We start from the raw sequence: 19,948 nt of genomic DNA, 5'->3' as shown, positions 1-19,948 counted from the left end.
ATAACAAGCAAGAAATAAAATGAAAACTTGTATATTTAGGTTAAAATAGATATAATAAAAACTTGTTAATCATATATGTATTTTGAAATATTTAATAAAAAGGTGTATAATAAAAAGTAAAGTAGCATAAAAAATATACAATATCAAATTTAAAGTATAACAGATATAATGCGAAAAACCTAAATAAAATACATTTTCCATTGTTTTTTTAAAAAATTAAATTTTATTTAAAATTGAATGTATTAAACATTAAATCATGTAAATATTTAAAATAATTTGAAATTTAAATGTTATCCTTCATAATTTGCATGATATATCCCTGTATGGTAAAATATAGAGGAAAATATACTAGTTTATAATATTTTATAAAGTAAGATATTATAAAAAAGATTAATATTTGTTAAAATAAATAAAATCATAATAAAAGCTAAATTAAAGTAATATTTAGTTTATTTTTGATTGATAGGTATTTTACACATCAAAATTGTAAAATTTTGTTTTATAAGAAAAGAGGATAGCATTAAAAAATTTAAACTGAAAGAGGGCGAAGACAATAGAATTCTCACCAAGGCAAGAAGAAATTATAAAACTTGTAAAAGAAAATGCACCAATTACTAGTGAAGCATTAGCTGCAAAATTAGGGTTGACCCGTTCAGCTTTAAGAGCAGATTTATCAATTTTAACTATGATTGGTATATTAGAAGCAAGACCTAAAGTCGGATATATTTACTCAAAAAATTCATCAATAGGCTTTAGTAGTGATTATATAAGAAGTATTAAAGTAAAAGATGTAATGTCAAAGCCTATAGTAGTGCAAGAAGAAACTACTGTATATAATGCTATTTTAGATTTGTTTTTAAGTGATGTAGGTACTTTGTTTGTAGTAAATAATGATAATTTAGTTGGTATTGTTTCTAGAAAAGATTTTATTAAAACTGCTATGGGTACTGCAGATATACACAAAGTTCCAGTAGGCATAATTATGTCAAGAATGCCAAATATAGTTTTAGTAGAAGAAGAAGATTCAGTATATGATGCTGCAAAAAAAATAATTGAACATGAAGTTGATTGCTTACCGGTCATAAGTAAAGAAATTGAAGATGGCAGAGAGGTTTTTAAGATAAAGGGGAAAGTTTCAAAAACTAGCATAACTAATATATTTGTTAAACTGGGTGAAGATAGATAAATTGAAAAATTTATCTATTTAGCTATATATTTCTAATATTATTTTGTAATTAAGGGGTTGTTTAACATGGAAGAGAAAAAATATGTGTACCTATTTAGAGAAGGAAATGGTGATATGCGTGATTTGCTTGGGGGCAAAGGTGCAAATCTAGCAGAGATGACCAACATAGGAATACCTGTACCTATGGGATTTACGGTAACAACAGAGGCATGTAATAAATATTATGAAGATGATGAAATTATATGTGATGAAATTGTGAATCAAATTTATAATAAATTGGAACAACTAGAAAAAGAAACAGGTAAACAATTTGGGGGGCTTGAAAATCCATTGCTAGTTTCAGTAAGGTCAGGAGCAAGAGCTTCTATGCCAGGCATGATGGATACAATATTAAATTTAGGATTAAATGATGATACTGTAGAAGTAATGGCTAAAAAAACATCAAATCCAAGGTTTGCATATGACTCTTATAGAAGATTTATTCAAATGTTTTCAGATGTAGTAATGGGAATAGATAAAAAACTTTTTGAGAACATAATGGATGAAAAGAAAAATGAAAAATCAGTTAAATTAGACACAGAATTAAATGCGGATGACTTAAAAGAATTAGTAATAAAATTCAAAGAACTTTATAAAAAGGAAATAAATGAAGAATTTCCTATAGAACCTAAAAGGCAATTAATACAGTCTATAACAGCAGTATTTAGGTCTTGGAATAATCCAAGAGCTATAGTATATAGAAGGCTGAATGATATTCCATCTAGTTGGGGTACTGCTGTTAATGTTCAAGAAATGGTATTTGGAAATAAAGGTAATACATCAGGAACAGGTGTTGGTTTTACAAGAAATCCGGCAACAGGAGAAAATAAAATATTTGCAGAATACTTAATGAATGCTCAAGGCGAAGATGTTGTTGCAGGAATAAGAACACCACAACCAATTTCAAAATTAAAAGAGGATATGCCTAAAATATATGAAGAATTTATATCCATAGCAGATACTTTAGAAAAACATTATAAAGATATGCAAGATATGGAGTTTACTATAGAAGAAGGCAAATTATATTTTCTTCAAACAAGAAATGGAAAAAGAACAGCTCAAGCTGCATTAAAGGTTGCAGTAGATTTAGTAGAAGAAGGTATGATTTCTAAAGAAGAAGCAGTGTTGAAGGTTGACCCAAAACAATTGGATACTTTATTACATCCAAATTTTGATAACAAAGAAATAGAAAAAAGTACTCCTATAGCAAGTGGACTTCCAGCTTCACCAGGTGCAGCTTGTGGTAAAATATATTTTACAGCAGAAGCTGCAAAACAAGCTCATGAAGGTAGAGGAGAGAAAGTTGTTTTAGTTAGGCTTGAAACATCACCAGAGGATATAGAGGGAATGGTAGCCGCAGAAGGAATACTTACAGTAAGAGGTGGTATGACATCCCATGCTGCAGTTGTTGCAAGAGGTATGGGGACTTGTTGTGTAGCTGGATGCGGTGAAATAAGGGTTAATGAAGAAGAAAAAACTTTAATAGCTAACAACGTAATATACAAAGAAGGAGATTATATATCACTAGATGGAAGTACTGGTAATGTATATGCAGGTGAAATTAAAACTGTTGAACCAGCTATAAGTGGATATTTTGAAACACTTATGGGTTGGGCAGATAATATAAGAGCTCTAAAAATAAGAACTAATGCAGATACACCAAAAGATACTGCGCAAGGTATTAGATTTGGTGCTGAAGGTATTGGTCTTTGTAGAACAGAGCATATGTTTTTTGCAGCAGATAGAATAATGGCTGTTAGAGAAATGATAGTTGCAAAAAATGAAGAAGAAAGAAAAAAAGCTTTAAACAAAATACTCCCAATTCAAAGACAAGATTTTATAGAAATCTATGAAGAGTTAAAAGGAAAACCTGCAACTATAAGATTTTTAGATCCACCGCTACATGAATTTTTACCATCAGATGAAGAAGATATAAAGGAATTGGCAGAAGATTTAGATATAACTGTAGCAGATTTAAAATCTACAATTCAATCATTGCATGAATTTAATCCAATGATGGGACACAGAGGTTGTAGGCTTGCAGTATCTTATCCAGAAATAGCAGAAATGCAAGCAAGAGCTGTAATAGAAGCCGCTATAGATGTAAAAAGAAGAAAAGGATATGATATAGTTCCAGAAATAATGATTCCATTAGTTGGAGAAGTAAAAGAGTTAAAATGTATAAAAGATGTTGTGGATAAAGTTGCAAAAGAAATTATATCACAAAGTGATGTTAAGCTTGAATATCTTGTAGGAACTATGATAGAAGTTCCTAGAGCAGCGCTTACTGCAGATAAAATAGCGGAGGAAGCTGAATTCTTCTCATTTGGAACCAATGATTTAACACAAATGACCTTTGGTTTCTCAAGAGATGATGCAGGAAACTTCTTAAAACATTATTATGATAAAAGAGTTTATGAATTTGATCCTTTCCAAAAATTAGATCAAGATGGTGTTGGAAAGTTAGTTGAAATGGCTGCTAAGTTAGGTAGAGAATCTAGACCAAACTTAAAAGTTGGAATTTGTGGAGAACATGGTGGAGATCCATCTTCAGTTGAATTTTTCCATAGTGTAGGATTAAACTATGTTTCATGTTCACCATTTAGAGTTCCAGTAGCTAGGTTGGCAGCAGCTCAAGCGCAAGTTAAGAATCCACGAAAATAATATTTTCAAATATAAACCGCTACACATATGTGTAGCGGTTTTAATATTTAAAAACTAAAGTCTTGTGTTAAATTTTTGTTCTATATAACCTTTAAATTTTAAAGAGAAATCATATTGATAATAGCAGTCTTTTGTTGCTTTTTTTAGCATTTTACAAAAGACTTTTTTATTACATTTATTTATATTACCAAAATAATCTCTTGATAATTTCCAATATTTTTGAGGAAATGACAAATATGATAAAAGATACTTATAATCATCTAAAGTAAGTTGTGAACTTAGTTCATACTCTTCAAAAAAACTCATGGCGACAGTAAAATTCCAATTTATTTTTTCCTTACGCAAAACTCTTCTTAAACAATAACCAATATCAAGGGCACAATAATCAATTTTACATTTATCAAAATCTATTACCCATACATTATCATCTATGTCTAAAATTAAGTTTTTACTAACGTAATCATTATGGCAAATGGACTTAGATAAATATGATTCATCTATTAGAGAAGCTATATAATTAGATAATTGAGCTGACTTTATATTGATTTCAAAATTTTTCAAATATATTTTAGAATAATTATCATTAAATCTACAAGCTAAGTTAAAGTAAACCAATAAATTATTAAAGTGTTTGTTTATGGATTTATAAAGATTACTACAACCAACCTTAATTTTACTTTCGCTTATAGGTTGAAATAATTTAGAATAACTATGAATTTTGCCTAGGGTTTCTGCAGCTAGTAGTATTTCATATTGAGAATTAAAATTGCATTTAAGTCCATCAATCCAAGGAGTTAAAATAAATAGCATATCATTATAGTTTACAAATCTACCATGATTTTTTGTAGGTAAAATTCTAGGAACATGTATATTATGTCTATAAATCCACTCTATAGCAGAATATACAAACATAAGTTCTTCTGCAGGATAATAAACTTTCTTAAGACAATATGTATTATCCGGTGTAACAATCTTATAAACAGCTCTTTGTTTATCAGTATTTTTAAACTTAATTTGCTCTATAGTAAAATCATTTAAATCATAATGTGGAATAACATAAGTTTTTACGTTATTTATAGTTAAAAAGTTAGAATTATTTTTAGAAACATCTAATGTACTCATTAATAATACTCCTTTAAAAAGATTACATTATAAACATATTAATAAAAAAACGCGAATATACATGAATGATAAAAATACTTTATTAAAATTAGAATAATAATAAAAATATTAGAATAAACTTAAATGGATTCATATGAAAAATGAACTTAAATCTTAATTTATTGATAAGTTGTAGAAAATTTATTGCATATTCAAAATTATATTTTAAATGAAGATATTAGATATAATCAGAGTTGGAAATAAAACTATGTTTAAGGGAATAATTTTTAATTCCCGAAGTACTAAACATATTTAAATATTTTATTAATGTAAAAGTTATATTTAAATTTAAAATTAGAAATTTACAAATAATAGATTTGACTTTAAGTTATTTTAGTTATATGATTTATAATTGCTAAAGTATTATAAAAATATAACTAAATTTTTATAATACTTTAGTGTTTCTAAAGAAAATATATAGTATAATTTAATTTTAATAAAGGAATTTCAATAATATTGATAGAATAAGTAAGTAACATATAAAGGTTAGGAGGATTTTTGATGAATATAAGAGAAAAAATAGAAAAAAATGAAAAACTTATATTAAATCCTTTTGCAACTTATTCAATAAATACAAAGGGTAGAAAAATATTAGAGAAAGATGATGACTTTAGAACTTGTTACATGATTGATAGAGATAGAATAATTCATTCTAAATCTTTTAGACGATTAAAAGTTAAAAGTCAAGTATATATTAAAACATTAAATGATCATTATAGAACAAGACTCACACATACTTTAGAGGTTTGCCAAGTAGCTAGAACTATAGGAAAAGCTATAGGATTAAATGAGGATTTAATAGAAGCAATAGCATTAGGTCATGATATCGGACATGGACCATTTGCTCATACTGGTGAAGAAGTATTAAATGAACTTTTGCCTGGTGGTTTTATGCACAATAAAAATAGTATAAGGGTTTTAACTAAAATAGAAAATGATGGAAAAGGACTGAATTTGACGACTGAAGTGTTAAATGGCATACTTTATCATAGCGGTTTTGGATTAAATGTGAGTAATCCAATGACCTTAGAGGGACAAGTTGTTAAATATAGCGATAAGATAGCCTATGTAAATCATGACATTGATGATTCTATAAGAGCAGGTTTATTAAAAGAAAAAGACCTTCCTATGGATATTATAAAGATTTTAGGAGAAAATCATAATAAACGAATAAATAATTTAATAATAGATTGCATTAATAAAACTCTTGAAAATATAAGTAAAAATATAGTTAAAGTGGAGTTATCATTAGAAATTGAAGAAGCTTTAAGTAATTTAAGGAGATTTATGTTTAAAAAAATCTATAAAGGAAATATTTTAAAACTAGAGAGAGATAAGGCAAAATTTATTTTACGACATGTTTATGAATATTTTTATAATAAACCAGAGCAGCTACCAGATTTCTATAAAAATATTGTTTTAAAAGAAGGATTACATCAGGGGGTAGCGGATTATATAGCAGGCATGAGTGATGAATATTGTTTAAGAGTGTTTAATGACATATATGTGCCTAAATGCAGTACATATATTATATAAAATATGTCAATAATGTATTTAGAAGAATTTGATATATAAAAATTTAAAATTACATTTTAAATTATATTACCTAAAAAATGAAATTAATTTTTAAAATAGATTAAATTCAAGGAGATATTTAGGATGAAAATTTTCTATAATCTATGAATAAATTAAAATATGAACTTGTTTAGCTATAAAATGTTATAAAAATTTAACTTTTTGAAGGAGATTTCTACTTTATAAAGAATATATAAAAAGTGAAATATAAATTTCGATAAAAAAATTAAAAATAAAGAAGGAATTTTAAAATTTTTGTCGAATTTCAAGAAGATAAATAAAAAAGGTGGGATTTAGTTAGTGATTTCAGAAGAAGTCATTCAAAGAATTAAAGATGAAGCAGATATAGTAGATATTATATCTGAAAAAATTTCCTTGAAAAGAGCAGGAAGAAACTTTATTGGAAGATGCCCATTTCATAATGAGAATACTCCATCCTTTACTGTATCTCCAGATAAGCAAATTTATAAGTGCTTTGGTTGTGGAGAAGCTGGTAATGTTTTTAGTTTTGTCATGAAAACAGAGAATCTGACTTTCCCAGAAGTAATAAAAAAATTAGGAGAAAAGTTAGGGATAGAAGTAGAAGAAAAAGGGGTTATAAATAAAGAAAAAAAAGATAAACTTGAAAGAATGAAAAAGTTGAATGTAGATGCAGCTAAATTCTTTTTTGCTAACTTAAGAAAAAGTGAAAAATCCATGAATTACCTAAGAAATAGAAAAATTACAGATAAGACAATGAATAGGTTCGGACTAGGTTTTGCATTGGACAATTGGCAAGATTTAAGAAATTATCTTAAAAATAAAGGATATTCCGATAAAGAAATGGAACAGTTAGGATTAATAATAAAAAGTCCTAAAAATAATTATTATAATAGATTTAGAAATAGAATAATATTTCCAGTGTTTAATCATAGAGGTACAGTTATAGGTTTTGGAGGAAGAGTTTTAGATGATAGCAAACCTAAATATTTAAACTCTCCTGAAACACCGTTATTTTATAAAGGCACTAATTTATATGGGTTAAATTTTGCAATAAAAGAAGACTTTAAAAAGACGATAGTTATGGTAGAAGGATATATGGATTGTATAGCTTTATATCAAGAGGGAATAAAAGGGGTCGTAGCTACTTTAGGAACTGCTTTAACAGAAGATCAAGCTAAACTTTTAAAAAGATATGCGGATAGGGTTATAATTGCTTATGATGCAGACAATGCAGGGCAAAAGGCAACTGCAAGAGGATTAGAAATATTGAAGAAAGTTGGACTAGAGGTTAGAGTACTTTCAATACCTAAAGGTAAAGATCCAGATGATTTTATAAAAAGATATGGTAAAAGCGCTTTTGAAAAACTTATGGATGATGCATTACCACTTATAGAGTATAGATTAAAAAAGGCAGAAGAAGGAATAAATTTCTCAGATAATGAAATGATAATAAAGTATAAGAATTTAGCAATGAAAATACTACAAGATGTAGGTGAATTTGAAAGAAACATCTATATAAAACAAATTGCTGAGAAATTAAATGTAAAAGATGAAATATTAAATGATGAATTTAATAGAATAAATAAAAAAATACAATCTAACAATGTAATTGATTTTGACAAATTTAATAAGACCTCATATATTGAACCAGCAATTGTTAAAGCAGAAAGAATTTTATTAAAGTATATGTTAGAAGAAAAAGAATATTTTAATAAAACAAAAGAATTGTTGGAAAATATAGGGTTTTCATCTGAAGCACATAAGAGAATTTATGAGTTGATAATTAAATTTTCCAATTTAGATTATAACAATAAAATACAATCTATTGAAAATAATTGTAATGATAGTGAAACAACTAAACAATTTATTAACTTATTGCAATGCTCTATTGATAAGGAAAATTGTAATATAGATAAAATGATAGAAGATTGTATAAAAAATATAAAAAAATATAAGTTAGAGGAGTCAGAAAAAGAAATTATGAATAAAATTAAACATTATGAAGCACAAGGAAATGTGGAAGAAACATTAAAATATACTCAGCAGTTTATAGAAATACAAAAGACTTTAAAAAACTTACAATAGCATGAAAGGAGGTAACACAATGAAAGACAAGAACTCAAAGGTTGCAGTAGTAAAGAAACTTATAGAAAAAGGAAAAAAGCAAGGATCTTTAACTTATAAAGAAATTGTAGAAGAATTAGATGATGTAGAACTAAATCCAGAGCAAATAGAAAAGATATACGAAGCATTAGAAGCAATGGAAATTGATGTAGTTGGGGAAATTCAGGAAGAAGAAGAAGAAGAGGAAGAGATAGATATATCTATACCGGAAGGTATTTCAATAGATGATCCAGTAAGAATGTACTTAAAGGAAATAGGAAAGGTGCCTTTATTATCTTCAGAAGAAGAGATAGATTTAGCACAAAGAATAGAAGAAGGTGAAGAGTATGCTAAGAAAAAATTAGCAGAAGCAAACCTTAGACTTGTTGTAAGTATAGCTAAGAGATATGTTGGAAGAGGTATGTTATTTTTAGATTTAATACAAGAGGGAAATTTAGGACTTATAAAGGCTGTTGAAAAGTTTGATTATAGAAAAGGATATAAATTCTCAACATATGCAACTTGGTGGATAAGACAGGCAATTACAAGGGCTATAGCAGATCAGGCTAGAACTATCAGAATACCAGTTCATATGGTTGAAACTATAAATAAGCTAATAAGGGTTTCAAGACAGTTACTTCAAGAGTTAGGAAGAGAGCCGCTACCAGAAGAAATTGCAAAACAAATGGATATGTCTGTAGATAAAGTTAGAGAAATAATGAAAATAGCTCAAGAGCCAGTATCATTAGAAACTCCTATAGGTGAAGAAGAAGATAGTCATTTAGGTGATTTTATACCAGATGATGAAGCTCCAGCACCAGCAGAAGCAGCTGCATTTACTATGCTTAAAGAACAATTAATTAATCAACTTCAAACTTTAACACCAAGAGAGGAAAAGGTATTAAGATTAAGGTTTGGATTAGATGATGGTAGAGCTAGAACATTAGAAGAAGTAGGTAAGGAATTTAATGTTACTAGAGAAAGAATTAGACAGATTGAAGCAAAAGCATTAAGAAAGCTAAGACACCCAAGTAGAAGTAAAAAGTTAAAAGATTATTTAGATTAAAATGAAGTTTAATAATTTTATAAGCTGGATTTAAAATATACAAATATAAAGCTAAAGGTACGTCTACCTTTAGCTTATTTTAAATTATAGGGATTTAACTTGACTTTAAAAACAATTTATTTTAAAATTTCTATACTCTAAATAATAATGCAGTATAGAAAACATTTAAAATTCAAGGAAAGGTTTTATATAAAAAGATTTTGAAGTTATGGAATAAGTTTAAATAGAATATTATTTTATTATAAAAAACAATAAAAAATATAGTTTTAATTTAATTTTACGGTAATTTTATTTTATGATATAATTAGTCCATATTCAGTTTAAGTAATAGTTCAAATTACTAATTTATTTTGTGAAATTTTATGTTGATAGAACTTTAATAAATCTATTATTAGGGTTTGTTTTTCTTAAATTTTATGAAATGTATGTTGTAATTCTGGTCTATTATTTTCTTTAATATGACTTTATGTAAAGGTAAAACATATTAAAAATGAAAAATAAATTTAGAATAAATGATTTTAAATTAAATATAGTTTATAATATATAAATTTTATTGAAAAGAGGTGATAATGTGCTATTTAATTCAAGAAAAGAAAAAGAAATAGGATTGGTTTTTTTATTTGTAATATTATTTAATATAGCAGTAATTTTTCTTATGAAATATATGAATTCTTATATAATAATAAGTTTATTAAAATTATTATTAATTTCATATAATATATATTATTTTTATTATATAGGTTTATGGATAACGTTAAAGTATGAAATTAATGAAAAAGAAATTTTAATTATTGGTTTTAACGGATTAAAAAAGATTAGAATTTCAATAGATGAAATAGAGGGTTATACTAAAGCAAAAGGCAATATAAAAGGAGTAAAGCTTTCAGGAATAGCAACACATAATTTTGCATTAGGAAGAAGTGTTATTAAAAAAATAGGTACTACAAGAATGTTTGTTACTAATAATAACCAAGTTATATATTTAAAAACTAAAGAAATAAATTATGCGATATCCCCTGAAAACATAGAAGGCTTTGAAAAAAATATTGAAGGAAAAAATATTCATTTAATAGAATGGGAAGGTAAATTTAATAAAATTCATAAGATATACAAAGAATGGAGATTTAAAGTACCAATAATATTAACAGGAATAGTAATAGTAATTTTAATTTTAAATCCATTGATTTTATATTTAATGGAAAGATTACCAGATATTATGCCTATTACTTTTGATGCTAAATTTAATGTGGTTAAAGTCGGCACTTCTAAGGAGTTTGCTTCAGCACAAATGACTTATGGAGTTCTTAATATGGCGTTGTTTTTCTGTATGTATTATGCTGCATATTTTTATGCTAAGTATGATAAAAAAGTAGCGTATAGATATTTATATGTTCCTCTAGTTATAGCTTTGTTATTTTTATTTATACAAATTAAAATATTGATAGGTTAGTAAAGGATGATACAAATGAATTTAAGTGATAGATTAAAAACTATAAGCGAAATGATAGATAATAATACAAAAACTATAGTAGATGTAGGAACAGATCATGGTTATATTCCTATATATCTTGCAAAAAATAAAAAAATAAATTATGCAATAGCATCAGATATAAATAAAGGACCTGTAGAAAAGGCAAAATTAAATATAAAAAATCATAATTTAGAAAATATGATTAATTGTAGATTAGGTGGTGGACTTACAACAGTAAAAAAAAATGAAGTTGAAGTAGCCATAATAGCTGGTATGGGTGGAAATTTAATTAGGGATATAATAGAAGATAGTTTGGATATATTCAGAAAATTAGAGTATGTTATTTTACAACCAGTTCAAAATCCGGAAGTTTTAAAAGAATATATATATAGTAAAGGCTATGATATTTTAGATGAAGAATTGGTGAAAGAAGACGGTAAATTTTATGAAATATTTAAAGTTAGATATAATAATAATATAAAAGAAATAGAAAATATATATTATGAAATAAGTGCAATTTTATTAGAAAAAAAACATCCAGTTATGAAAGAATATTTAAGTTTTAAACTTGAAAAATATATAAAAATATGTGATGGGTTAAAATTAAATAGTGAAGGATCTATAAGTAGAAAAAAAGAATTAGAATTTAAAGTAAGTAAAATAAAGGAGTTTTTAGAATGTCTTTAAAAGTTAAGGATATAATAAAAATAATGGAACAATATGCTCCAACAAAATTAAAAGAAGACTATGATAATGTAGGTTTAATGATTGGAGATAAAGAAAAACAAATAACAAAAATATTAGTAGCTTTAGATACTACTTTAGATGTAATTGAAGAAGCAAAAGAAAAACAATGTAATTTTATATTGAATCATCATCCAATATTATTTTTAAAACCTAAAAGTATAACTACAGATACATTATTAGGAAAAAAAATAATAAATCTTATAAAAAATGATATAAATGTTTATGCAAGTCATACAAATTTGGATTCAGTGGAAAATGGAATTAATGAAATGGCAACTAGGATTTTAGGCTATGATAAATTTAAGGTTCTAGATTCTAGTAAAGCTTTAGGTTATAATGATGGAAAACATGGCATAGGTAGATTAGTAAAATTAGAACAAGGTATTTCATTGAAAGAACTTTGTATAAAAGTTAAAAAAAGTTTCAATGCATCTAATATAAGATATACTGGTGATGAAGAAAAACTAATAAAAACTATAGCTATAATAAATGGTAGTGGACAAGATTACTTAAATCTAAGTAAAGCAAAAGGTGCAGATTGTATAATAACAGGAGATACAACGTATCATTACATAAGTGATATAAAAGAAGAAGGTATAGCAGTAATAGATGCAGGACACTTTGTTACAGAATGGCTACCAATGGTGGCATTTAGTAAAAAATTTGAAGAAATTTTAAGAAATAATGGATTTAATAATGAAATAATTGTATCAGAAAAAACAGTTGATCCATATAAATATGTTTAAATATAAAGCTCTAAGCTAGCATTAGCTTAGAGCTTTATATTTTCAATTTAAGAAAATATTTGTATAAGTTATTATATTTATATAACTTTGGTTCATTTTGCATTTAAAATTATTGAATATAAAGTTTTATGAAGCACATAATAAGAATATAATCAACTCACAAACTAATTAATAAAATAGTTATTTAAATATAATTATTAAAGTATATAGTTTTAACTGAGTTGATATAGGGTTTTAACCTACATTTTAAACATAAATTTAAAGTTGTAGGATACCCGATAAATAGAATTATTATATTAATCTTTTAAATTAACATAAACATATTAGTTTAAGAAGAGAAAGTAATTTTTATAAAGGTAAGAAAATTAAATTTAATTTAAGACTATTATTATTTATACTATTACCAAACAACTTCTGTTTTATGTTTATGTTAAAGATTAATATAAAATTAGTTAGTTATAATTTTATAGCTAACTATAGAAATATATTATTTAATATTTAAACCTATAATCATAATTTGTGTAGTATTAGTTTTCACCTAAAGAAAAAGTAATATAAATACTACTTAATTAAAAACTAAATAACTTTTCCTAAGATAAACATGTATACTATATAGAATAGATTGATTATTGAATATAGGGTTAAAATATTTTATAAAATATTTCTGATGTTAGGAGTATTAAAATATTTAATTTTAATACTCCTATAATTAAATTTTAAGAGAGGTTGATTACCGATGGGAAATAAAATGAAAAAGAAAAAGAATAATGGACACAAACATGTTGATCATGACCCAAGAACTGAAAGTGCTAAGGCTGTTTTTGGTGAACCAAAGGCTAAAGAATACAATCCAACTGATTTTAAAATTTAAATAATAAAGAAAATGCAATGATAAATGTCATTGCATTTTCTTTATTATAAGGTTAAATATATCTATAATAATAAAAAATGTTTTTATAAGAAAAAATTATAATAATTTTTATAATTAATTAAAAAAAGATAAAAAAATTTGCATTTATATTAAAAGTATGGTAACATAAATCTTGCGAGTAAGTCAGACAATCGCTGCTGATTTTTTCAGGAGAGGAAAGTCCGAGCTCCGTAGGGCAGGGTGCTGGGTAACTCCCAGTGGAGGTGACTCTAAGGAAAGTGCAACAGAGATATACCGCCAGAACAAGTTTACTTGTGAGTTTAGATTTTATCTAACTGGTAAGGGTGGAAAGGTGAGGTAAGGGCTCACCAGCGTACTGGCGACTGTACGGCTATGTAAACCCCATCTGGAGCAAGATCGAATAGGGGGATATATGGGGCTGCCCGTCCCGTCCCCGGGTGTATCGCTTGAGTTTATTGGTAACAATAGGCCTAGATAGATGATTGTCAAATACAGAACTCGGCTTATAGATTTATCTCGTATATGAAAAACATTAGGTTAACGCCTAGTGTTTTTCTTTATGTGTATAATAAAATAAAATGTTGAATAAAAAATTTAATAATGTGAGTCATTAGCATAAAATAAGGAATTATATGGTAAAAAAAGTTTGAAAATTAACTGAGAATTTCTAACATTTTACTTATATTTGAAATTAATATTAAAAACAAGCATTATATTTTTTACTTATATGGGTATAATATATACGAATTAATAAAATATATTTAAAACGGAGGTATATAAAAATGTCAGATAACGAACATAAAAACAAATATGAAAATAAAAGCAGTTTCTTAGGATGGATAGTAAGATTAGTATTATTTGCAATTGTCCTAGGTGTGACATCATTTTTGACACCAGGTTTTACTGTTAATGGATTATGGTCTATGATTATAGCAGCAGTTGTTATAACTGTATTAGACTATTTTGTAGAAGCTCTTATGGGCGTTGATGCATCGCCTTTTGGAAAAGGTTTTAAAGGTTTTGCTATTGCAGCTGTAATAATATATTTAGCACAATTCGTAGTTCCTAATATGAGAGTATCTATAATAGGAGCTTTGATAGCAGCTATAATCATTGGAATAATAGACGCTATATTTCCAGGAAGAGTTATGTAAAACAATATTATAAAAAAATACCCTATAAATATTTAAAAAATATTTATAGGGTATTTTTTATTTGTAACATATATAATGAAATATATAAAATTTGTTCGTTGAATTTAATAATTTTCTTCTTTTAGTAGAAAGTTTTTAACAGTATATATAAGTACCTATCTAATAAAAGTTTAATTAAAATAAAAAATATAGTAATATATAAATATAAAAAATGTAAATGTTTAAAAACAACTTATATAGAAACTGTATCAGAATAACGATTTATTTAATAAAATAAATATGATGACAATTTAACTAAAGTATAAAAATATACGTAAGTATATTATGAGTGCAACGTGAAATTAAAAAATTAATATAAAAAAGATTTTATGTTGTTACAACACAGGAGGAAATAAAATGGGATATAATTCAATTGATTTAGTAGATAGGGCAATAGACACATCTAATAAAATTTTAAATTTCTACGAAAATATTAAAAAAAACAATAACAACATAATTTCTTTTAATGTTTTTGTAAATATATTAGAAAAGCATGAGAAGGAAAAAATTAATTACTATAAAGTATTAAAGGAATCTATAATTCATGAGGATACAAAAGAAATAAATTTTTTTTTATATGATAAAATTTCATCACTTATCACTCAATTTAACAATAAAATTAGTAATCATAAATGTGGAATTAATACAAAAGAATTAACTGAATGTGCAATAGAAATAAATAAAGATGTTAGGGCACTATTTATAGATGTGAGAGGTAGGATAACAAAAGATGAAGATGATTGGGAAACTTCTGAATATAAAGTTCTAAGTAGTATAATAAATATGCAGGAAGAATATATAAAAAAATTAGAGCAATTATATAATAAGAGTTATTTAGAAAAATAAATCAAAAGTTAAATTTATTTAAAAAATATGAAATGGAATATTGAATTTTATATTATTTAATAAATATAAAAAGCACCAACAATAGTTCTACAAGTTATTGTTGGTGTTTCTTATATTTATTTGTTAATTACAAATTCATCTATTATGTCAACAAGCTCTCCAATTTCAGGTTTGCTAATTTGGGCATTTGCACCTACATCAATGCCTTTATGTTTTAAATCATCAGTAATTAAAGATGAAAAAATTATACAAGGTAATTTTCTTAAAATTGTATGTTCTTTAATTTTTCTTACAAGACTATGACCATCCATTTGAGGCATTTCAATGTCAGTTATAAGTATTTGAACATCATCTACAAAGTTTTCTTTTTTAATTTCAACTAGGCTGTTAAGGTATGTCAATACTTCAGTTCCATCATTGAAAAATGTTAAATTCTCAAATCCAGCTTTATTTAATGTATTTTTTAAAAGTGTTCTTATTAATGCTGAATCATCAGCTAAAACAATTTTTATTCCATGTCTATCTTTACAATGTATATCTTTAATTTTATCTTCACTTATACCTATTTTAGGATTTATATCAGTAATAATTTTTTCAAAGTCTAAAAGTAATATAATGTTATCTTTAAATAATATATTTCCAATTACTAAAGGATTAGTTGAAATTTCATCAGGTTTTCTGATTTGTTCCCACTTAATACGATGGATTGCAACAATATCATCTATTTTAAAAGCTACTTTAACCTTATTAAATTCACATAGAATAGCTTTAAAAGGTTTTAGATTATTATTTTTATGAGAATCAAGAACTTGACTTAAATTGATTAAGGTAAGTATCTCATTTCTACAAAGAACTACACCATCTATAGAAGGATGATTGTTAGGTAGTTCTGTTAGATTATCTATATCTACAACTTCTCTAACCTTTATAACATTTATTGCATAATGCTTATTATTTACTATAAACTCTAGTATTTCTACTTCACCAGTACCAGACTCTAGTAGTATATCTGTTTTCATAAAATTAACACCTACTTTTTAAAAATATTAATATATTATATATATTTTGAATATACAGTTTTTAGTATGAATTTGCAAATTAACTTTTCTATGAATAATATTATAATGAAAATTTTAGTATAGAAAAAGTTAATATATATTTCGTGTAAAAAGATAGTTGCTTTAATGTATTTTAAATTTTAATTTATAAATTTGAAATAATTTAATATGAGTTATATAATAAAAAAGGGCAAATTTATATAAAGTATAAATAATTTTAAGTATATGAAAAAGTATTTAAATTTTAAATGCTTAGTTTTTTGCTGTTCATATTAAGTAAAGGAGGATTAAAATGGAGATATCTAAAGATAAAACTACTAATATTTTATCACATAGAAAGAATTTAAGATTTAAGCTTATAATTGAAGGTGCTGTAGTTGGCTTGATTACAGGTATAATTATTGTTTTGAATAGGTTAGCTATAGATAAATTATTTAAAATTTCTAATGATATTTATAGTAGTTCAAAGGGCAACCCTATAAAAATAGCAGTTATAATTATAATTTTATCATTTTTAGGATATTTAGTTGGTGTGTTAGTAAAGAAAGAGCCGATGATATCAGGTAGTGGAATACCTCAAGTAGAAGGATTTTTAGTTAGAAAATTGAACATTAATTGGTTAAGAGTTCTTATAAACAAGTTTATAGGTGGAGTGATTTGTTTAGGGGTAGGTCTTTCAGCAGGAAGAGAAGGTCCATCTGTTCAAATGGGAGCAGCAGTTGGACAAGGGTTCTCTAGGATTTTTAAAAGAGTAAATATTGAAGAAAAGTTTTTAACTACAAGTGGAGCGAGTGCAGGATTAGCAGCTGCATTTAATGCACCATTATCAGGTGTAATGTTTGCATTAGAGGAAACTCATAAAAATTTTTCTCCATTAGTTTTACTTTCTGCCATGTCATCAGCACTTACAGCAGATTTTGTAGCAAAGAGATTTTTAGGTTTAGATCCAGCATTAAATTTTAAAGGAATAGCTTCATTGCCTTTGAAGTTTTATTGGGCTTTAATATTGTTAGGAGTTTTAGTTGGTATAAGTGGTACAATTTTTAACAAAGGAATATTAAAAAGTCAAAAAATTTATGGTAGCTTTAAGAGAATGCCTATTGAAGTAAAAACAATAATACCTTTTATAGTAACAGGAATTGTAGGTGTAATATCACCAATATTAATTGGTGGTGGTCATAATCTTATAATGAGTTTATCAGAAAATAATTATGTATTGGTAACGTTATTACTTTTTTTAGTTATAAAATTTCTATTGGTTCTTATATGCTTTGGCTCAGGTATACCTGGGGGAATATTTTTTCCATTATTAGTACTTGGAGCATTAGTAGGAAATATTTTTGGTATTATAGTATGTTATAGTTTAGGAGTACCTAGTATTTATATATTAACTTTTATAATATTAGCAATGGCAGGACACTTTACAGCAATAGTTAAAGCACCTATAACAGGTATAATATTAATTACAGAAATGACAGGTTCTTTTGATCATATGTTACCTTTAGCAATAGTGTGTATATTTGCGTATATAACTTCTGATTTATTAAAATCAGAACCAATTTACGAAAGTTTATTAGAAAATATTTTAAAAAAGAATGGGTCAAATTTTGAAGGAAATAGTACAAGTAAAACATTGATAGAATATGCTGTCCATATGGGATGTATTACAGAGGGACAATTAATGAAAGATATAAATTGGCCAAAGGATTGTTTAATTGTGGCGATAAAGCGAGGAGGCAAAGAAATAATACCTAGAGGATTTACAAGGATACTTAGTGGAGATTATATAGTTGCATTAGTTGATGAAGATAAAGCTTCAAGTATTTTAGAGAAATTAGATAATATGTGTACAGGATTATATAATAATTAGCTATAAAAACAAGTACTATTTAAAATTAATTAAATAGTACTTGTTTTATTATAAGAATAAAAATTTTAGATTTTAGCTTAATATTTATTCAAAAGCTATTTGAAGTATTTTATAAATATCTTCTCTGTTTAACTTTTTAAAAGTACCTAAAGGTGCAGACATTGCTGCATTATCTGCTATGAAGTCTAATTCTTTAAATGAAACCCCTACTTCCTTAAGAGTGGTTGGTGCTCCTATTTCTTTATAGTAATTTTTAAGAGCCTCAATTGCACTTAATGCAGCTTTTTCATCATCACACTCATTTATATTAAAAATATTTCTACCCATTTTAGCAAATTTACAGACATCTTCTTTATAAACATATTTCATCCATGCAGGCATAATTATAGCAAGACCAGTACCATGAGATATATCATTTAAAACACTTAATGAATGTTCTATGGAATGAGATGACCAATCTCCAAGTCTTCCTAAGCCATTAAGACCATTTAAAGCTAAAGTTGCAGCAAAAGAAAGCTCACATCTAGAATTATAGTTGTTATTATCATTAATAAGAATTTTAGAATGTTTTATTACTGTTCTTATAATGCCTTCGGATAATTCATCTACCATATCTGTATTTTTAGTTCCACCAAAATATGCTTCAAACACATGAGTTATAGTATCTACAGCACCATTAACAGTTTGTTTTGTAGGGAGTGTAGATTGTATTGATGGGTCAAGAATAGATACTTTAGGATAAAGCAATGGAGAACCAAATGACCATTTTTTACCTTCATCTTCGTTTGTTATTACACCACCACAGTTCATTTCAGAACCAGTTGCAGAAAGGGTAAGAACAGTAAATATAGGTAGTGCTTTTGTAAGTTTACCATTACCTTCAAATAAATCCCAAACATTGCCATCATAACAAGAACCAGCAGATATAGCTTTAGCAGAATCAATAACACTTCCACCACCTACAGCTATGATTGCTTTCAAGTTATTATTTTTAACTATATCTATACCTTCTTTAACTTTAGAAAGTACTGGGTTTGGTTTAACACCAGAAAGTTCTATAAACTCTATATTATTATTTTTAAGAGATTCAGTAACTAAATCATAAACTCCATTTTTGAAAATAGATCCTTTACCATATAATAAAAGAACTTTATCAATTGATTCAGCTTTTATGTTAGAACCAATTGATGATATTGTATCTTTACCAAAAACCAATTTTGTAGGGTTTTTATATGAAAAATTCAACATTATAATATCACTCCTAAAATTTATTTAAATATTAATTGAAATTATACAACTACTATATTGATAAATCAATAAAATAATTGTTTTACTTATTCATTTATGTA

At 25.9% G+C, this 19,948-nt stretch carries 15 protein-coding genes and 1 other RNA gene; 13 read left to right on the top strand and 3 right to left on the bottom strand.

Going from position 1 to position 19,948, the window contains the following annotated elements; translation table 11 throughout:
• Positions 1 to 553: 553 nt before the first annotated feature.
• Together ccpN and ppdK are read left to right on the top strand one after the other, a co-directional pair.
• Positions 554 to 1,186, top strand: a complete 633-nt coding sequence (gene ccpN, locus KQI36_RS02085) for a transcriptional regulator CcpN (protein WP_216449921.1) — start codon at positions 554 to 556, stop codon at positions 1,184 to 1,186.
• A 66-nt stretch (positions 1,187 to 1,252) separates the two neighbouring features.
• On the top strand, positions 1,253 to 3,889 hold the full coding sequence (gene ppdK / locus KQI36_RS02080) for a pyruvate, phosphate dikinase (RefSeq protein ID WP_216449447.1): 2,637 nt from the start codon (positions 1,253 to 1,255) through the stop codon (positions 3,887 to 3,889).
• 54 nt (positions 3,890 to 3,943) lie between these two features.
• On the opposite strand, the gene KQI36_RS02075 is transcribed toward ppdK, so the two are convergent.
• The gene (locus KQI36_RS02075) at positions 3,944 to 5,011 is read right to left on the bottom strand and encodes a CotS family spore coat protein (RefSeq protein WP_216449446.1); all 1,068 of its coding nucleotides are present in this window, start codon (positions 5,009 to 5,011) and stop codon (positions 3,944 to 3,946) included.
• A gap of 540 nt (positions 5,012 to 5,551) precedes the next feature.
• On the opposite strand from KQI36_RS02075, the gene KQI36_RS02070 reads away from it, so the two are divergent.
• The 10 genes from KQI36_RS02070 to KQI36_RS02030 all read left to right on the top strand — a co-directional run bounded on the left by KQI36_RS02070 (position 5,552) and on the right by KQI36_RS02030 (position 15,671).
• A complete protein-coding gene (locus tag KQI36_RS02070) occupies positions 5,552 to 6,586 on the top strand; it encodes a deoxyguanosinetriphosphate triphosphohydrolase (protein ID WP_010292566.1) in 1,035 nt (344 codons plus the stop codon).
• Between the two features lie 339 nt (positions 6,587 to 6,925).
• A complete protein-coding gene (gene dnaG, locus KQI36_RS02065; protein ID WP_216449445.1) occupies positions 6,926 to 8,692 on the top strand; it encodes a DNA primase in 1,767 nt (588 codons plus the stop codon).
• A 19-nt stretch (positions 8,693 to 8,711) separates the two neighbouring features.
• Positions 8,712 to 9,776: an RNA polymerase sigma factor RpoD gene (gene rpoD / locus KQI36_RS02060; RefSeq protein WP_010292564.1), complete on the top strand. Its 1,065-nt coding sequence runs from the start codon at positions 8,712 to 8,714 to the stop codon at positions 9,774 to 9,776.
• Positions 9,777 to 10,347: 571 nt separating this feature from the next.
• Positions 10,348 to 11,226: a PH domain-containing protein gene (locus KQI36_RS02055; RefSeq protein WP_216449444.1), complete on the top strand. Its 879-nt coding sequence runs from the start codon at positions 10,348 to 10,350 to the stop codon at positions 11,224 to 11,226.
• 15 nt (positions 11,227 to 11,241) lie between these two features.
• On the top strand, positions 11,242 to 11,934 hold the full coding sequence (locus KQI36_RS02050; protein ID WP_216449443.1) for a tRNA (adenine(22)-N(1))-methyltransferase: 693 nt from the start codon (positions 11,242 to 11,244) through the stop codon (positions 11,932 to 11,934).
• Positions 11,925 to 12,740: a Nif3-like dinuclear metal center hexameric protein gene (locus tag KQI36_RS02045; protein WP_216449442.1), complete on the top strand. Its 816-nt coding sequence runs from the start codon at positions 11,925 to 11,927 to the stop codon at positions 12,738 to 12,740. Before KQI36_RS02050 ends, KQI36_RS02045 begins: the two co-directional genes overlap by 10 nt.
• 736 nt (positions 12,741 to 13,476) lie before the next feature.
• Positions 13,477 to 13,611, top strand: coding sequence for a CPC_1213 family protein (locus KQI36_RS17820; RefSeq protein ID WP_280527022.1), 135 nt, complete (start codon positions 13,477 to 13,479; stop codon positions 13,609 to 13,611).
• 175 nt (positions 13,612 to 13,786) lie between these two features.
• An RNA gene (gene rnpB / locus KQI36_RS02040) (RNase P RNA component class A) lies at positions 13,787 to 14,155 on the top strand.
• 259 nt (positions 14,156 to 14,414) lie between these two features.
• A complete protein-coding gene (locus KQI36_RS02035) occupies positions 14,415 to 14,786 on the top strand; it encodes a phage holin family protein (protein ID WP_010291457.1) in 372 nt (123 codons plus the stop codon).
• Between the two features lie 396 nt (positions 14,787 to 15,182).
• Positions 15,183 to 15,671, top strand: coding sequence for a hypothetical protein (locus KQI36_RS02030; RefSeq protein WP_216449441.1), 489 nt, complete (start codon positions 15,183 to 15,185; stop codon positions 15,669 to 15,671).
• Between the two features lie 116 nt (positions 15,672 to 15,787).
• On the opposite strand, the gene KQI36_RS02025 is transcribed toward KQI36_RS02030, so the two are convergent.
• Positions 15,788 to 16,690: a chemotaxis protein gene (locus tag KQI36_RS02025; protein WP_216449440.1), complete on the bottom strand. Its 903-nt coding sequence runs from the start codon at positions 16,688 to 16,690 to the stop codon at positions 15,788 to 15,790.
• Positions 16,691 to 17,021: 331 nt separating this feature from the next.
• Here KQI36_RS02025 and clcA point away from each other — a divergent pair, with 331 nt between their 5' ends.
• On the top strand, positions 17,022 to 18,599 hold the full coding sequence (gene clcA, locus KQI36_RS02020) for a H(+)/Cl(-) exchange transporter ClcA (RefSeq protein ID WP_216449439.1): 1,578 nt from the start codon (positions 17,022 to 17,024) through the stop codon (positions 18,597 to 18,599).
• An 84-nt stretch (positions 18,600 to 18,683) separates the two neighbouring features.
• On the opposite strand, the gene KQI36_RS02015 is transcribed toward clcA, so the two are convergent.
• Positions 18,684 to 19,847 (bottom strand): iron-containing alcohol dehydrogenase, encoded by a 1,164-nt coding sequence (locus KQI36_RS02015; RefSeq protein WP_216449438.1) that lies wholly within the window; start codon positions 19,845 to 19,847, stop codon positions 18,684 to 18,686.
• Positions 19,848 to 19,948: the final 101 nt, after the last annotated feature.

Source organism: Clostridium senegalense (assembly GCF_018916625.1).
Lineage (GTDB): Bacteria > Bacillota > Clostridia > Clostridiales > Clostridiaceae > Clostridium_J > Clostridium_J senegalense.
Note: the sequence above shows the minus strand (reverse complement) of the source record. Positions and strands in the feature narration are given on the sequence as shown.

Coding starts and splice junctions, on each gene's coding strand:
- clcA (WP_216449439.1), top strand. CDS start 17,022: ATGGAGATATCTAAAGATAAAACTACTAATATTTTATCACATAGAAAG.
- rpoD (WP_010292564.1), top strand. CDS start 8,712: ATGAAAGACAAGAACTCAAAGGTTGCAGTAGTAAAGAAACTTATAGAA.
- KQI36_RS17820 (WP_280527022.1), top strand. CDS start 13,477: ATGGGAAATAAAATGAAAAAGAAAAAGAATAATGGACACAAACATGTT.
- KQI36_RS02075 (WP_216449446.1), bottom strand. CDS start 5,011: ATGAGTACATTAGATGTTTCTAAAAATAATTCTAACTTTTTAACTATA.
- ppdK (WP_216449447.1), top strand. CDS start 1,253: ATGGAAGAGAAAAAATATGTGTACCTATTTAGAGAAGGAAATGGTGAT.
- KQI36_RS02050 (WP_216449443.1), top strand. CDS start 11,242: ATGAATTTAAGTGATAGATTAAAAACTATAAGCGAAATGATAGATAAT.
- KQI36_RS02030 (WP_216449441.1), top strand. CDS start 15,183: ATGGGATATAATTCAATTGATTTAGTAGATAGGGCAATAGACACATCT.
- KQI36_RS02025 (WP_216449440.1), bottom strand. CDS start 16,690: ATGAAAACAGATATACTACTAGAGTCTGGTACTGGTGAAGTAGAAATA.
- KQI36_RS02070 (WP_010292566.1), top strand. CDS start 5,552: ATGAATATAAGAGAAAAAATAGAAAAAAATGAAAAACTTATATTAAAT.
- KQI36_RS02015 (WP_216449438.1), bottom strand. CDS start 19,847: ATGTTGAATTTTTCATATAAAAACCCTACAAAATTGGTTTTTGGTAAA.
- KQI36_RS02045 (WP_216449442.1), top strand. CDS start 11,925: ATGTCTTTAAAAGTTAAGGATATAATAAAAATAATGGAACAATATGCT.
- KQI36_RS02035 (WP_010291457.1), top strand. CDS start 14,415: ATGTCAGATAACGAACATAAAAACAAATATGAAAATAAAAGCAGTTTC.